The following is a 15,419-nucleotide window of genomic DNA, read 5'->3' on the forward strand; positions in this document are numbered from 1 at the left end:
TTTGTCTTTTTAGAAGGTGATAAAATTAAATTTATAACAAAAAAACGCGAGAAAAACAATTTGTTTTCCTCGCATTGCATTGCCCATTATCTATTACCCATTTTATCGTTAGATTGATCTTGCTGTTCTTTATCAATTTTTTGTTGATCCTTTTTATTTAGCTGTTGATCATTTGTTTTCGTAGGTTCTGTATTGTCATTATCAATTACTTCACTTGGAATATCAGGGACCAATCTACCAACAATTTGTGCCAATTCATCTAATATACCTGTAACAGGTCTTCCATCTTCAATTTGTTTCTTCATTTGCTTCAAGCGCTCATATGTGTCTACATCGGCAATTACAATGGCGTTAGCACCGTGAGGGTCATGTTGTAAACTCTCAGCAACTGAGTATTTAATCGTTTGCACTCTTGAACGTTCCAACTTTGAATCTACATCAATGCCAACGACTGCAAACTTTCCTAGTACGACGGCTGTTGCATCATTCACCTTAGGGACACTGCTTGCAAGATCGACAAGATGGTTTGCAATTTCCTGACCAGTCTTTCTGTCTACATGGTTATCGACCGTATTTTGAACCTTTACACGTGTATCATTTACATCTTCTCCAGCATTATTATTTGAACCGCAACCTGAAACAATAAAAAGTACCGCTAAGAACAGAAGGATATAAATATATCTCACCGTTTTGCCTCCTCACTCGTTCAATGTGTATTCTTTTTTTATTGTTTAATAATTCTTCTATCTTTATTCATCCATACATATATTTTTATCAACGGTCGTCCTTACACGAACAAAAATGGGATTGACTAATATAATATAATAAAAAAATTCTCGTACGAATGGATGACCTGTTTCACTCCTAAAACAAAAAAATGAAACACACTTGAGTAGGAGGCGTGATTTTGGGGAAAATTTATGTATTAGACACGAATGTATTACTGCAAGATCCTAGAGCAATATTTTCATTTGAAGATAATGAGGTTGTTATACCCGCAGTAGTGTTAGAAGAGGTAGACTCAAAAAAACGTTATATGGATGAAATAGGTAGAAATGCGAGACAAGTTTCAAAGCTTATCGATAATATGCGGCAAACAGGAAAACTACATGAAAGAATCCAATTGGAAACAGGGGGAAGCTTGCGGATTGAATTAAACCACAGATCCTTTCATGAACTACAAGAAATCTTTGTTGAGAAAACAAATGATAACCGAATCTTAGCTGTCGCCAAAAATCTCTCATTAGAAGAACAATCTAAAGAAAATGGGAAACAGGTCATTTTAGTTAGTAAGGATGCATTAGTTCGTGTAAAAGCTGATGCATTAGGATTGCAATCTGAAGATTTTCTGAGTGATCGTGTTGTTGAGGTTGATCATATATATTCGGGGTTTCTCGAGATTTATATAAACCGTAGCCTTCTTGACGTCTTTTATGAAAAAGGTGAGCTTCATGTTACCGAGTTAGTTAATCACCCATTTTATCCAAATCAATTTATCTTATTAAAAGATGCGTTAGGGGGCTCATCTTCCGCTATTGGGATTGTCGATAAAACAGGTAAAGTGGTAAAGAAGCTTCATTTTAAACAGGATCATATATGGGGCATTAAGCCAAGAAATGTACAGCAAACCATGGCGTTTGAACTGTTATTAAGAGATGATATTCCATTGGTGACGTTAATAGGCAAGGCTGGAACAGGTAAAACATTGCTAGCCCTAGCGGCCGGACTTATGCAAACAGAAGATTTAGGACAGTATAAAAAACTGTTAGTTGCCCGCCCAATTGTTCCTGTTGGTAAAGATATTGGGTTCTTACCTGGCGAAAAACAGGAAAAGCTTAGGCCGTGGATGCAGCCAATCTTTGATAATCTAGAATATTTATTTAATACGAAAAAGCCTGGTGAATTGGATGCCATTTTAGCTGGAATGGGCTCGATCGAGGTTGAGGCTCTAACCTATATTAGAGGCAGAAGCATACCGGAGCAATTTATCATCATTGATGAGGCTCAAAATTTAACCAAGCATGAAGTTAAGACGATACTCACTAGGGTTGGGGAAAAAAGTAAAATCGTGTTTATGGGAGATACTGAACAAATTGACCATCCTTATTTAGATGAATATAATAATGGGTTAACATATGTGGTAGAGAAGTTTAAGGACCAAAAAATTGCTGGCCATATTCGATTAGTAAAAGGAGAAAGGTCAGGACTTGCGCAATTAGCAGCTGATATTCTTTAAAAAACGAAGCCTGTCACGTTAAACTCTTTTAAAAAGAGTTGGTGACAGGCTATGTTCTCATGTCTAGCGCAAGCAGCCTAGCCCCTCTCTGGTCTAGCCAAGCCAATCCGTCAAAAAGGATAAAAGACATTCTTCTAACCGGCTTTTCTAATGCTTGTCGGACTTGCACAGGACGTGGCAGTAGTTAGTAGACGTTCAACTTCAAGGCGCTTGCGCTTTTCTGTATTATTCAATAATAAAAGCAGTTATATTTTTTATAGGATTTTCGCGGTTTGAGCCATCCCCAAAATAAAAATGGACAGGACCATCTTCACGTAAAGGCTTACCTTCTTTTGAAAAGCCAAGAACGGCATCATATGCTTCATTAAGTGGAATTGTTGTTTCTTGATCTTTTTGTACGACTTTTAAGTTAGTAGCTTCCTCAAATGGTTCCGCATTTTTAATAAAATCCCTGAGAGGGATTCCAAATGTACCAGTTAATATTTTTTCCTTTAAAAACTTTTTCTCTGTCTTTAAAGTAGGGGGATAAATCGCACCTTCACGGATTTCTCTATCCCAATGCATTGAAACCGATTTTGTGTATTCGCTTAAATCTTCATTAACGCTTTGATCTGATTCAAAATATGTAAGTAAATCGACTCTACGATCATCAAAAATCCACACACTAGGATCAAGTGTGATTTTAAACTTTGTTTTACCTTCAATCACAATAATTGAGTTCATACAAAATCATTCCTTTCAATCATATTATAGATGTTTTGAAACGGAATAGGAAGTATCGGAACCTCTATTGTTTATACTAGAGTACCAAATTTTTAATAAAATCCAATTTAAAGAGTAATAGTCTTATCTATTTATTCTTGCAATTTTACTGTATAAAGGTTAATATTTATAAATAGGATTAGGTATAGCTTCGGAAACGGAGGGGTTATAAATTGACTTCAGAGATTTCGGTGAATCATCGTGAAAAAGCACTGTCTTTATTACAAGCTGATGCTGAAAAGATATTAAAACTAATTAAAGTTCAAATGGATAATTTAACAATGCCTCAATGTCCACTGTATGAAGAGGTACTTGATACACAAATGTTCGGATTATCCAGAGAAATAGATTTTGCAGTGAGATTAGGATTAATAGAGGGGCCTGAAGGAAAAGAGCTCCTAACCAAACTTGAGCGTGAATTATCCGTTCTTCATGAAGCTTCAATGCGAAAATAGGTAATCGATAGATAAATCAACTCAAATTATCCGCAACATTGGATAATTTGAGTTTTTTTATAAGAGAGGTTACTGCTTCTTTTATATTGCTTTTAAAAAAGCTTTTCAAGTGTAATTACTACAAAGCTCCCTTTTAATAGGTTGTAAGATTAGAAGAAAATACAGGATTTTTGCAATACAATCCGAAAAATATAGTACAATAAGTAATTATATCCTGTATTTTAGAGGAAGATGCCGATGCTTAAGAAAATTTTAAAATCATATGATTATACCCTGGTACTTGCTGTGTTTCTTTTATGTTCTTTCGGACTCGTCATGGTCTATAGTGCAAGCATGGTCATTGCCTCAGCCCCTAAGTTTGGAGAAAATCCATCCTTCTTTTTTGACAGACAAAAAGTAGCTTTACTTGCTGGTACAGCTGCATTTTTCGTTACTATGATCTTACCTTATAAAATTTATGCAGCAAAACGACTTCTTCTTTTAATCGTTCTAGGTTCTGTAGCGATGCTTTTATTAGTATTTGTCATAGGACATACGGCAAATAATGCACAGAGTTGGATTATGGTAGGTGCAAGGGGGATTCAACCTTCAGAATTTACCAAGCTGAGCGTGATTATTTATCTTGCTGCTGTGTATTCAAAAAAACAAGCATATATCAACCAATTTGGAATAGCGGTCATGCCACCTATCATTTTTACCCTCTTAATATGTATGACAGTAGCAATCCAACCTGACTTTGGGACAGCCTTTATTATAGGGTTAATTGCTTTAACCATTATTTTTTGTTCCGGTATGGGTCTTAAAAGCCTTGGTAAACTTATCTTACTTGGGTTTGTTACAGCGGTACTTTTATCGCCGTTACTATACATTTTATCAGGTGGGATCCTATCAGAGGGACGCATGGGACGTTTCTTAGGATTTATGAATCCTTTTGAAGATGAAAAGAATGGCTACCAACTAGTTAACTCCTATATTGCTTTAGGAGCAGGTGGATGGAAAGGCCTTGGGTTAGGACAGAGTATTCAAAAGTTTAATTACCTGCCAGAAGCCCATACAGATTTCATTATGGCAATAATTGCAGAAGAATTAGGTTTATTTGGAGTCTTATTTGTATTATTATTGTTAGCATATATTGTTTTTCGAGGATTCCTAATTGCAAGAAAATGTACAGACCCATTTGGAAGTTTACTTGCAATCGGCATTTCCTCCATGATTGCCATTCAAACCTTTATTAACCTAGGAGGATTAACCGGGTTGATTCCAATCACGGGAGTTACATTACCATTTATTAGCTATGGGGGCTCATCCTTATTGTTATTAATGGCCTCTATGGGAATCTTAATTAATGTTTCAATGTTTACAAACTATCATTCCACGTATCGCACAAAAGAACAACAGCCACAAAATCAACCGGCTCGTTCTTTTCAAAAAAACTATGTCTCTTATAGATAAAAAATATCTATATGTTGATGATAAAATGTATTATACTTTTTTAATAATTGTGTAATTTTTAGAAGGAGGATTTATATGGACAAGCGCATCAAGAAGGTTCTAGTTGCCAATCGAGGAGAAATTGCAATACGTGTTTTTAGGGCATGTACAGAGTTGCATATTCGTACAGTTGCTATCTATTCCAAGGAAGATGCAGGCTCTTACCATCGCTATAAAGCGGATGAGGCCTATTTAGTTGGTGAAGGTAAGAAACCAATTGATGCCTATTTGGATATTGAAGGAATTATTGAGATTGCAAAAGAAAATGATGTGGATGCTATTCATCCAGGTTATGGATTTTTATCTGAGAATATTGACTTTGCAAGAAGATGTGAAGAAGAGAATATTATTTTCATCGGTCCTAACACTTCGCATTTAGATATGTTTGGTGACAAAGTAAAGGCAAGACATCAAGCAGAAAAAGCAGGAATTCCAGTGATTCCTGGTAGTGATGGGCCATTGAAAAGCTTAGAAGATGCTGTACGATTTGGTGAAGAATATGGCTATCCTGTCATAATCAAGGCATCTCTTGGTGGTGGCGGACGTGGAATGCGTATTGTCCGTAACAAGGCTGGAATTAAAGAATCGTATGAACGTGCTAAATCAGAAGCTAAAGCTGCCTTTGGAAATGATGAGGTATATATTGAAAAGCTAATTGAAAATCCAAAACATATTGAAGTTCAAATTATCGGTGATAGGATGGGTAATATCGTTCATCTTTATGAGCGTGATTGCTCTGTTCAAAGACGTCATCAAAAAGTGGTTGAAGTAGCGCCAAGTGTTTCTTTATCGCAATCATTGCGCCAAGACATTTGCGATGCTGCAGTTAAATTAATGAAAAATGTTCAGTATGTGAATGCTGGAACAGTTGAATTCCTTGTAGCGAATGATGAGTTCTATTTTATCGAAGTAAACCCACGTGTACAGGTTGAACATACAATCACTGAAATGATTACTGGTATTGATATCGTTCAAACACAAATCCAGGTTGCTGAGGGTCATTCCTTGCATAGTAATGATATTGGCATCCCAGCACAAGAAGATATTAAAACTCATGGCTATGCGATTCAATCCCGTGTAACAACAGAAGATCCATTAAATAATTTTATGCCTGATACAGGTAAAATTAGCGCTTATCGAAGTGGTGGCGGATTTGGTGTTCGTCTAGACGCTGGAAACGGATTCCAAGGTGCAGTAATTACACCTTATTATGATTCACTATTAGTTAAGCTATCAACACAAGCATTAACATTTGAGCATGCTGCATCCAAAATGGTCAGAAACTTGAAGGAATTCAGAATCCGTGGAATTAAAACAAATATTCCTTTCTTAGAGAATGTTGTAAAGCATGAAAAATTCTTATCAGGTGAATATGATACCTCATTTATTGATTCATCACCTGAACTATTTATTTTCCCTAAACCAAAGGACCGCGGTACGAAGATGCTTTCCTATATTGGAACAGTCACAGTCAACGGTTTCCCTGGTGTTGAAAAGAAAAGAAAGCCAGTATTTGATAAACCATTCTTACCTAAAGTAAGGCATGATGAGCCAATTCCTTCTGGCACAAAACAAATTTTAGATCAACATGGTCCTGAAGGAGTAGTGAATTGGGTAAAAGAACAAAAACAAGTTCTCTTTACTGATACAACATTCCGTGATGCTCACCAATCATTACTTGCAACCAGAATTAGAACGAATGATATAAAACAGATTGCAGATCCAACTGCAAGATTATTACCAGAATTATTCTCGCTTGAGATGTGGGGTGGAGCAACATTTGATGTGGCGTACCGCTTCTTAAACGAGGATCCATGGGAGCGTCTAGCAACATTACGTAAGCAAGCTCCAAATATCTTATTCCAAATGCTGCTTCGTGCATCAAATGCAGTTGGTTATAAAAACTATCCAGATAATTTGATCCGTGAGTTTGTAAAAGAATCTGCGGAGTCAGGGATTGATGTATTCCGCATCTTTGATAGTTTAAACTGGGTGAAAGGTATGACATTGGCGATTGATTCTGTTCGTAACAATGGAAAAATCGCAGAAGCGGCTATTTGTTACACGGGTGACATTACTGATCCAACCCGTACAAAATATGATTTACAATATTACAAAGACCTAGCAAGAGAACTTGAGCATTCAGGTGCACATATTCTTGGAATCAAGGATATGGCAGGATTGCTTAAGCCTCAAGCAGCATATGCGTTAATCTCTGAGTTGAAGGAGACAGTTTCAATTCCAATTCACTTACACACGCATGATACAAGTGGGAATGGATTATTCACTTATGCAAAAGCGATTGAAGCTGGTGTTGATATTGTCGACGTAGCGGTAAGCTCAATGGCAGGTCTAACATCTCAACCAAGTGCAAACTCATTATTATATGCATTAGAAGGAACTGAAAGAAAGCCCGAACTTTCAGTAACAGCTTATGAAGAAATTGCCCGTTACTGGGAAGGTGTTCGTAAATATTATGTAGATTTCGAAAGTGGTATGAATGCACCACATACTGAAATCTATCAGCACGAAATGCCTGGTGGACAATATAGTAACCTTCAACAGCAGGCAAAGGGGGTTGGCCTTGGCACAAGATGGGAAGAGGTTAAAGAAATGTATCGTCGTGTAAATGATATGTTCGGCGATATTGTGAAAGTAACACCATCTTCTAAAGTAGTTGGGGATATGGCACTTTACATGGTGCAAAACAACCTAACTGAAGATGATATTTACGAAAGAGGAGAAACACTAGATTTCCCTGATTCTGTCGTAGAACTATTTGAAGGATATTTAGGCCAACCACATGGTGGATTCCCTAGAGAACTTCAACGTATCATTCTAAAGGGACGCGAGCCTCTTACAGTTCGTCCTGGAGAATTATTAGAGTCTGTTAATTTCAGTGATATAAAGGATACATTAACTCACAGCCTAAACCGTGATGTGACGAATAAAGATATGATTTCTCATGCGTTATATCCAAAGGTATTTATGGACTACCAAAAAATATTTGATCTATTTGGAAATATTTCAGTTTTAGATACACCGACCTTCCTTTATGGAATGAGACTTGGTGAGGAAATTGAAATAGAGATTGAACAAGGTAAGACATTGATTGTTAAACTTGTTTCAGTTGGTCAAGCTCAGCCAGATGGCACAAGGGTTGTCTATTTTGAATTGAATGGTCAGCCTCGTGAGGTGATTGTTAAGGATTCTAATATCAAATCAACTGTTGTTGCAAAGCTAAAGGCAGATCGTGATAACGAAAACCATATCGGTGCGACAATGCCAGGTACAGTAATTAAAGTATTGGCAGAAAAAGGAGATAAGGTTAACAAAGGGGACCATCTGATGATCACAGAAGCAATGAAGATGGAAACTACTGTTCAAGCTCCATTCGCAGGTGTAGTAAAGGATATTCACGTAGCAAATGGCGAAGCTATCCAAACGGGCGACCTTTTACTAGAACTAACAAAATGATCTCATAGTGCCTCAAAGTAGAAAACTTTGAGGCACTATTTTTATGCAAAAAAATAACCCGAGGGAGTACCCTCGGATTCCATGTTTTATTGAACTGTGATGGTTTGGTTTGAATTAATTGATTCCTCATTTGTTCTTTCTGCTTCAACCTTCAATGCCATTTCATTTTTCTTACTTCTTGAAGATAATAAAATAAAGTAACTAAAAACACCGAACAGGCAAGCGATAAATAAAGCATGTGCAAGTGCGACGAAAAGATTTAGGTCAGAGAATACAACAACTGCACCTGAAATGACTTGTAACGTAATTAACCCAAGTACAATCATCCAACCGTGATAGAGAACCTTTTCATGCTTATAATGCTTAAAAATACGAATAGCAAGCATTAGTACCCAGATAAACAATATACCTGCCAACATTCTGTGTCCCATTTGAACCCACTCATGCATTTGTGTAGGAAGGCCAATATTGTTATATGTACAAACTGGCCAATCAGGACAAGCAAGAGAAGCGCCAACGTGTCGTACTAATGCACCAGTATATACAACAACTAAACTATATATCGTGATTGCGTAAAACTGAGTTCGTAGTTTTTTGTCAATTACGAGTGAATCAGCATCAAACTTCTTATCAACTTCAAAAATAAGCAAAGTCAATAGCAACACCGAAGCAAAGGATATGAGCGAAATTCCGAAATGAAGAGCTAGTACGATATCGGATTGTCCCCACATTACCGCTGCAGCACCAATCAGTCCTTGTAAAACCAAGAAAAAGAAAGATATAAATGCTAAAAATTTTGTTTCTCTAATGTGACCGATTGCTTTCCAGGCCCATATTGATAGAGCGAGAACTAAGATCCCAACAACCCCGGAAACGACCCGATGACTTAGTTCAACGACTAATTCAAAGGTAATTTCATCAGGGATTAACTGCCCGTGACAAAGTGGCCATGAATCTCCACAACCAGCCCCAGATTCTGTTTTTGTTACAAGTGCACCACCAAGCAGCACAAATAGCATACCGATTGTAGTTAGAACCGATAACCATTTTAACGAACGGCTCAAAAAATCACCTTCTTAACTTGTTAGAACATATATTTTCTATTATTTAACTATATTTCTACGATATTCATCTTATCTAAACAATAGATAAAATTCAAAGAAACGCTCTTTCTCGATATTACACAATTTACGAATTCTTTACAACCCACCTAAATTTGAAAAAAAATTTATTATTGTAGTAAAAAAGGTTGAATATTATGAAGGAGTTTGCTAGAAATAGATAGGAGGGAAGAATAAACTTTCGACAAGTACCTAAAAACATTAGATTAACACTATTATTATAGTGCAAATAGTAATTATACCGCGGTTTTGTTATTGGCTTGAGGTCACAAAATAGTCATAAATTCTTAACGAAATGTTCACAAAAATGGTCGAAAATGTGATTTAATATACAGAAAGGGTAGTTTTTAATATAATTTATAATATCTACAGCATAACAACCTTGATAAGAAAAAATGGACTCATTTACATACCACTAAACCCGAAAACGCTTTATATTAGTTATTGCGTTTTTTAAGACTGAAATAGGTACAAAATGGTAATGGGGTTTCGAAATGTGATTTACTACATAAATAATGAGGTTAAAAGAATCGCTGTACGCAATACAAGGTGATGTATTTGAAAGTAAGGTTCAATATAATAAGGAGGCTTCACGATGACGACGACAAGGTCTGTACTTGGTACAGATGACAAAATACAAAATGAAGAAATTCGTGATCAGGAATATCGAACCACCGCCTATAAGGATTTCCTTGCACTTATTAAAATTGGGATTGTAAATTCCAATTTAATAACAGCATTTACTGGTGTATGGCTTGCCCTGTTTTTTACAGGAAAAAGCTTTTTATCTGAGTTAGATATTGTCATATATACACTAATAGGCTCTGCACTTGTGATAGCTGGTTCCTGTGCGGTGAATAACTATTATGATCGAGATATTGATCACGTGATGGAACGTACTAAAGTACGTCCAACTGTAACCGGTAAAATTAATCCTAATCATGTTTTAGTATTGGGAATAATACTCATACTAATAGGAACTGGATTTCTACTACTTACGACAGTTACTGCCGCAGTAATTGGATTAATTGGAGTTTTCTCTTATATATATTTATATACAATCTGGTCAAAACGTAGATATACGATTAATACCGTAATTGGTAGTATATCTGGTGCTGTACCGCCACTCATTGGTTGGGCAGCGATTGACCCAGACTTACACGTAATAGCGTGGCTCTTGTTTTTGATTATGTTTATTTGGCAACCGCCTCACTTTTTAGCACTTGCGATGAGACGCGTTGAAGAATACCGTGCGGCAGGAGTTCCAATGCTGCCTGTTGTTCATGGATTTGCAATGACAAAGAGGCAAATCATGATTTGGATTCTTTGCTTGCTTCCACTTCCTTTTTATATGTTTTCTTTAGGCGGCCTATTTGTTTTAATCGCAACACTCCTAAATATCGGATGGCTAGTACTCGGAATTAGGGGATATAAAAGTGCGGATGATATCAAATGGGCAAAACAAATGTTTGTTTACTCACTTAACTACTTAACGATCATGTTTGTAACAATGATTATCGTTACATTAGTGTAAGAGGGTTTCAAAATATAAATAATTCTTCTATTACAAGTAGGGGGATTTAATATCTTTTTCATAAAGATAGTAGCAAAATATTATTGAAAGAGGGGTTTGATTAAGCTATGAAAAAATGGCTACCAAAAGTGCGCATACTTACACTGTTTAGTTTTATGGCGCTACTGTTAGCAGGGTGTGGGGAACCATTCGTTTCTGCACTTACCCCAGCAGGGGAAGTAGCAAAAATGCAGTACGATTTAATGATTCTTGCAACATTAATCATGGTAATCGTAATGGCAGTAGTTGCAGTAATCTTCGTTATTGCCTTAGTCAAATTTAGACGTAAAAAAGTTGGTGAGAACAAGATTCCTAAGCAAGTAGAAGGAAATCACACTTTAGAAATCATTTGGACTACTATTCCAATTCTATTGCTTTTGATTCTTGCAGTTCCAACAGTTTCGGCTACTTTTAAATTAGCTGATGTAAAGGCGATGGAACAAGACGAGGATTCAGTTGTTGTCAATGTTACTGCAAATTTATATTGGTGGGAATTTGAATACCCTGGTGAAGGCATTGTAACTGCCCAGGAGCTAGTTGTTCCTACAGATGAAAGAGTTTATTTTAACCTAATAGCTGCAGATGTAAAGCACTCATTCTGGATTCCGGCAGCTGGTGGAAAATTAGACACTAATACAGACAACGTAAACAAATTCTGGTTAGAGTTTGACTCTGAAAGTACAGAAAAAGCAGGTGGCTTACTATATGGTAAGTGTGCTGAGCTTTGTGGACCTTCACATGCACTTATGGATTTTAAAGTAAAACCAGTTCCACGTGCTGAATATGATAAGTGGATTAACAGTATGGTAGCTGCTAAGGATGCAGAACATGTACCTGCTAATGATGTTGCAAAAGCCGGTGAAGAATTATTCACTACGAACGGTTGTATCAACTGTCACGCACTTAATCCTGGTGAAAAGCGTCCGACTGCTCCAAGCTTAGCTAATTTCGGTGATCGTTCAAGTATCGCTGGTAAATTAGAATTTACTGAAGATAATTTAAAGGATTGGTTAAAGGATCCTGAATCAATCAAGCCAGGTAACAACATGACTGATACTTATGATAGTCAAGGTTTATCTGACCAAGATTTAGATGCTTTAGCTGAATATCTCATGGGACTCAAAATTGAATAGTAGATTATGGAATAAGGAGGTCACATTGTGAGTACTTTAACTCAGAAAAAAGGGTTTGGTGCTGTTTTATGGGATTATTTAACAACAGTTGACCATAAAAAAATTGCTAAACTTTATATAATGGCTGGTGGCTTTTTCTTCCTACTTGGTGGGATCGAAGCCCTTATTATCAGGATTCAGCTTGCTATTCCTGATAATAACTTTGTAACTGCTGGCTTTTTTAATGAAATTATAACTATGCATGGTACAACCATGATTTTCTTGGCAGCCATGCCGCTGTTACTTGGATTTATGAATGCCGTCATGCCACTTCAAATAGGTGCACGTGACGTTGCATTCCCATTTGTAAATGCTTTAGGTTTCTGGTTATTCTTCTTCGGAGGAGTCTTCCTTAACTTAAGTTGGTTTATGGGGGGGGCACCTGATGCAGGTTGGACTTCTTATGCTTCGCTTGCATTACACTCAGAAGGTCATGGTATTGACTTCTATGTACTAGGGCTTCAAATTTCTGGTATTGGTACTTTAATTGGTGGTATTAACTTTTTAGCGACTATTATCACAATGAGAGCACCTGGTATGACATATATGCGTATGCCATTATTCACATGGACTACGTTTGTAGCATCAGCATTAATTTTATTTGCATTCCCTCCATTAACTGTAGGGCTATTATTAATGATGTTTGACCGTATCTTTGGTACAGCATTCTTTGTTCCATCAATGGGTGGAAACACAATCATTTGGGAGCATTTATTCTGGATCTTCGGTCACCCAGAAGTGTATATCTTAATTCTCCCGGCGTTCGGTATTTTCTCAGAGATTTTTGCTACATTCTCTAGAAAAAGACTTTTCGGATATTCTTCAATGGTATTCGCAACAGTTTTAATTGGTTTCTTAGGATTCATGGTATGGGCTCACCACATGTTTACAACAGGTTTAGGACCAATTGCAAACTCAATTTTCGCGGTAGCTACAATGGCAATTGCCGTACCGACTGGTATTAAAATATTTAACTGGCTCTTCACAATGTGGGGCGGTTCAATGAAATTTACAACACCTATGTTATATGCAGTTGCATTTATTCCATCTTTCATCATGGGTGGGGTAACAGGTGTTATGTTAGGTTCTGCACCTGCAGACTATCAGTATCATGATTCATATTTCGTAGTTGCTCACTTCCACTATGTAATTGTTGGTGGGGTTGTATTAGCTGTATTCGCGGCTACTCACTACTGGTGGCCAAAAATGTTTGGTAAGATGCTTAACGAAACTTTAGGTAAAATCACGTTTTGGTTATTCCTAATTGGTTTCCATTTAACATTCTTTATTCAGCACTTCCTTGGACTAATGGGTATGCCACGTCGTGTATTCACATTCTTACCTAACCATGGTTGGGAGCTTGGAAACTTAATCAGTTCAATCGGCGCTGCATTTATGGCAGTTGGTACCATTGTTCTTCTTATTAACGTTGTGGTCACATCTGTTAAGGGAGAAAATGTAGGAGCCGATGCATGGGGCGATGGACGTACACTTGAGTGGGCAATTCCATCACCACCACCATACTATAACTTTAAGCAATTACCTTTAGTTCGTGGCTTAGATGCTTTTTGGGTAGAAAAAATGCAAGGTAAAAAAGAAATGACTCCTGCAGAACCACTTGGAGACATTCATATGCCAAACAGCTCTTTCTTACCTTTCATGATTTCCTTTGGACTATTTGTTGCAGCATTTGGTTTCTTACACCATCCAGATGGTGTAAGTTGGTCAGTTCCAGTTATGATCATTGGAGGAATCATTACTTTTGGTTCTATGTTATTACGTTCAGTTATTGATGATCATGGATACCACATTCACAAAGCAGAATTAATGGACGATGATGACAAGAAAGGGGTTGAGGCATAATGCACGTGGAAGAAAAATTAACAGCTGAAACTTTTCCTGCAGAGCCTGAAAAAGCGACCCTTGAAGGAAAAAATAAATTTATCGGTTTTTGGCTCTTTCTTGGAGGCGAAACAGTTCTTTTCGCTTCCCTTTTTGCAACATATTTAGCATTGAACAAAAGTAATGGTACGGGTCCATCATCACAGGATTTATTCGAGATTCCACTTGCTTTTGCAATGACAATGATCCTTTTAACTAGTTCATTAACTAGTGTGTACGCTATGTATCATATGAAAAACTTTAATTTCAAGAAAATGCAGCTTTGGTTGGGTCTAACTGTCCTGCTCGGAGCAGCTTTCCTAGGATTAGAAATCTATGAGTTTAACCACTATGTACATTTAGGTCATACAATCACAGGCAGTGCCTTTGGTTCTGCATTCTATTTGCTTGTTGGAACTCACGGTGCTCACGTGCTATTCGGTTTATGTTGGGCTCTTGCAATAATGATTCGAAACGCTAACCGCGGATTAGATTTATATAATGCACCTAAGTTTTATGTCTTTAGCCTTTACTGGCACTTTATTGACGTAGTATGGGTGTTCATCTTTACTGTTGTATATTTAATGGGAATGGTGGGATAAACACATGGCAAATAATACTAATAATACTAATGTTGATTTAGCTTATCGCAGAAGAAAAAGTGCGGAAGAAATGAAACATCATGTTATTTCTTTTGCCCTGATGATTTTTCTTACGATAATTGCCTTTATTGCAGTTGGATCTGAGCAATTTTCACCATATGTAGTAGTACCATTTATTCTACTTCTAGCTGTAATTCAGGTTATTTTACAATTGTTTTACTTCATGCATATGAATCATAAAGGACATGAAGCACCAAAGATGTTCCTATTTTCAGGAGTGTTAATTGCTGCTGTAACTGTTCTATGCTTTATGACAATCATTTGGTGGTAAGTGTTTGAAAAAGTCGGTGTAAAAACCGGCTTTTTTCAATCTCTTTAACATTTCTAATTTAGACAAGAAATGTTCATAAATGGTTTGTTTGCATGGCTATTTCCCTAAGAGTATAATTAAAATAATAGTATCTACATATTGTTTAACTTTTTTCAGCGGACGTTCACAATTTCTGTAAGTGGGATAAATGAAGAATAACCACCCAATTTAGTAGGGTGTTCAAACATCGGCTGAATAAAGTTAATGCCTCCGGCGGATGCCACAGATTTTCAAAGGTAAATTTTTCGAGCATAAGAACAAAGACTAAGAACGCCACTT

The 15,419-nt window shown here is 36.8% G+C and carries 12 protein-coding genes; 9 read left to right on the top strand and 3 right to left on the bottom strand.

Translation table 11 applies throughout. The features are described from left to right. Positions 1-86: 86 nt before the first annotated feature. Positions 87-686, bottom strand: coding sequence for a YhcN/YlaJ family sporulation lipoprotein (locus V7112_RS01275; RefSeq protein WP_335414233.1), 600 nt, complete (start codon positions 684-686; stop codon positions 87-89). 221 nt (positions 687-907) lie between these two features. Between V7112_RS01275 and V7112_RS01280 the strand changes: the two genes are divergently transcribed. Beyond that, positions 908-2,236, top strand: coding sequence for a PhoH family protein (locus V7112_RS01280; RefSeq protein ID WP_335414236.1), 1,329 nt, complete (start codon positions 908-910; stop codon positions 2,234-2,236). A 225-nt stretch (positions 2,237-2,461) separates the two neighbouring features. On the opposite strand, the gene V7112_RS01285 is transcribed toward V7112_RS01280, so the two are convergent. Beyond that, the gene (locus tag V7112_RS01285; protein ID WP_335414240.1) at positions 2,462-2,959 is read right to left on the bottom strand and encodes a peptidyl-prolyl cis-trans isomerase; all 498 of its coding nucleotides are present in this window, start codon (positions 2,957-2,959) and stop codon (positions 2,462-2,464) included. A 212-nt stretch (positions 2,960-3,171) separates the two neighbouring features. Between V7112_RS01285 and V7112_RS01290 the strand changes: the two genes are divergently transcribed. The 3 genes from V7112_RS01290 (at position 3,172) to pyc (ending at position 8,421) form a co-directional block, all read left to right on the top strand. After that, a complete protein-coding gene (locus tag V7112_RS01290; RefSeq protein ID WP_335414242.1) occupies positions 3,172-3,453 on the top strand; it encodes a YlaN family protein in 282 nt (93 codons plus the stop codon). Positions 3,454-3,690: 237 nt separating this feature from the next. Continuing rightward, entirely contained in the window at positions 3,691-4,905 is a 1,215-nt protein-coding gene (gene ftsW, locus V7112_RS01295; protein WP_335414244.1) for a putative lipid II flippase FtsW, read from the top strand. A gap of 75 nt (positions 4,906-4,980) precedes the next feature. Continuing rightward, positions 4,981-8,421 (top strand): pyruvate carboxylase, encoded by a 3,441-nt coding sequence (gene pyc, locus V7112_RS01300; protein ID WP_335414247.1) that lies wholly within the window; start codon positions 4,981-4,983, stop codon positions 8,419-8,421. 86 nt (positions 8,422-8,507) lie between these two features. Here the strand turns inward: pyc and V7112_RS01305 are convergent, their stop codons facing one another. Beyond that, on the bottom strand, positions 8,508-9,485 hold the full coding sequence (locus tag V7112_RS01305; RefSeq protein ID WP_335414250.1) for a COX15/CtaA family protein: 978 nt from the start codon (positions 9,483-9,485) through the stop codon (positions 8,508-8,510). A 652-nt stretch (positions 9,486-10,137) separates the two neighbouring features. Between V7112_RS01305 and cyoE the strand changes: the two genes are divergently transcribed. The 5 genes from cyoE (at position 10,138) to ctaF (ending at position 15,101) form a co-directional block, all read left to right on the top strand. Next, a complete protein-coding gene (gene cyoE / locus V7112_RS01310) occupies positions 10,138-11,076 on the top strand; it encodes a heme o synthase (RefSeq protein ID WP_335414253.1) in 939 nt (312 codons plus the stop codon). Between the two features lie 107 nt (positions 11,077-11,183). After that, positions 11,184-12,248 carry a cytochrome c oxidase subunit II gene (gene coxB, locus V7112_RS01315; protein ID WP_335414256.1) on the top strand — a complete coding sequence of 355 codons (1,065 nt, stop codon included), beginning with the start codon at positions 11,184-11,186 and terminating at the stop codon, positions 12,246-12,248. A 27-nt stretch (positions 12,249-12,275) separates the two neighbouring features. Continuing rightward, on the top strand, positions 12,276-14,150 hold the full coding sequence (ctaD, locus tag V7112_RS01320) for a cytochrome c oxidase subunit I (RefSeq protein WP_438823848.1): 1,875 nt from the start codon (positions 12,276-12,278) through the stop codon (positions 14,148-14,150). After that, the gene (locus V7112_RS01325) at positions 14,150-14,770 is read left to right on the top strand and encodes a cytochrome (ubi)quinol oxidase subunit III (protein WP_335414259.1); all 621 of its coding nucleotides are present in this window, start codon (positions 14,150-14,152) and stop codon (positions 14,768-14,770) included. Before ctaD ends, V7112_RS01325 begins: the two co-directional genes overlap by 1 nt. Positions 14,771-14,774: 4 nt before the next feature. Further along, complete coding sequence (gene ctaF, locus V7112_RS01330; RefSeq protein WP_335414262.1) at positions 14,775-15,101, top strand: cytochrome c oxidase subunit IVB; 327 nt, start codon at positions 14,775-14,777, stop codon at positions 15,099-15,101. Positions 15,102-15,419 lie beyond the last annotated feature (318 nt).

The sequence above is a fragment of the Bacillus sp. JJ1566 genome (genome assembly GCF_036962685.1).
Taxonomy (GTDB): Bacteria; Bacillota; Bacilli; order Bacillales; family Bacillaceae_L; genus Ferdinandcohnia.

Excerpts from the sequence above, each read along its gene's own strand:
- cyoE (WP_335414253.1), top strand. The coding sequence starts at position 10,138 with ATGACGACGACAAGGTCTGTACTTGGTACAGATGACAAAATACAAAAT.
- pyc (WP_335414247.1), top strand. The coding sequence starts at position 4,981 with ATGGACAAGCGCATCAAGAAGGTTCTAGTTGCCAATCGAGGAGAAATT.
- coxB (WP_335414256.1), top strand. The coding sequence starts at position 11,184 with ATGAAAAAATGGCTACCAAAAGTGCGCATACTTACACTGTTTAGTTTT.
- V7112_RS01325 (WP_335414259.1), top strand. The coding sequence starts at position 14,150 with ATGCACGTGGAAGAAAAATTAACAGCTGAAACTTTTCCTGCAGAGCCT.
- ftsW (WP_335414244.1), top strand. The coding sequence starts at position 3,691 with ATGCTTAAGAAAATTTTAAAATCATATGATTATACCCTGGTACTTGCT.
- ctaF (WP_335414262.1), top strand. The coding sequence starts at position 14,775 with ATGGCAAATAATACTAATAATACTAATGTTGATTTAGCTTATCGCAGA.
- V7112_RS01285 (WP_335414240.1), bottom strand. The coding sequence starts at position 2,959 with ATGAACTCAATTATTGTGATTGAAGGTAAAACAAAGTTTAAAATCACA.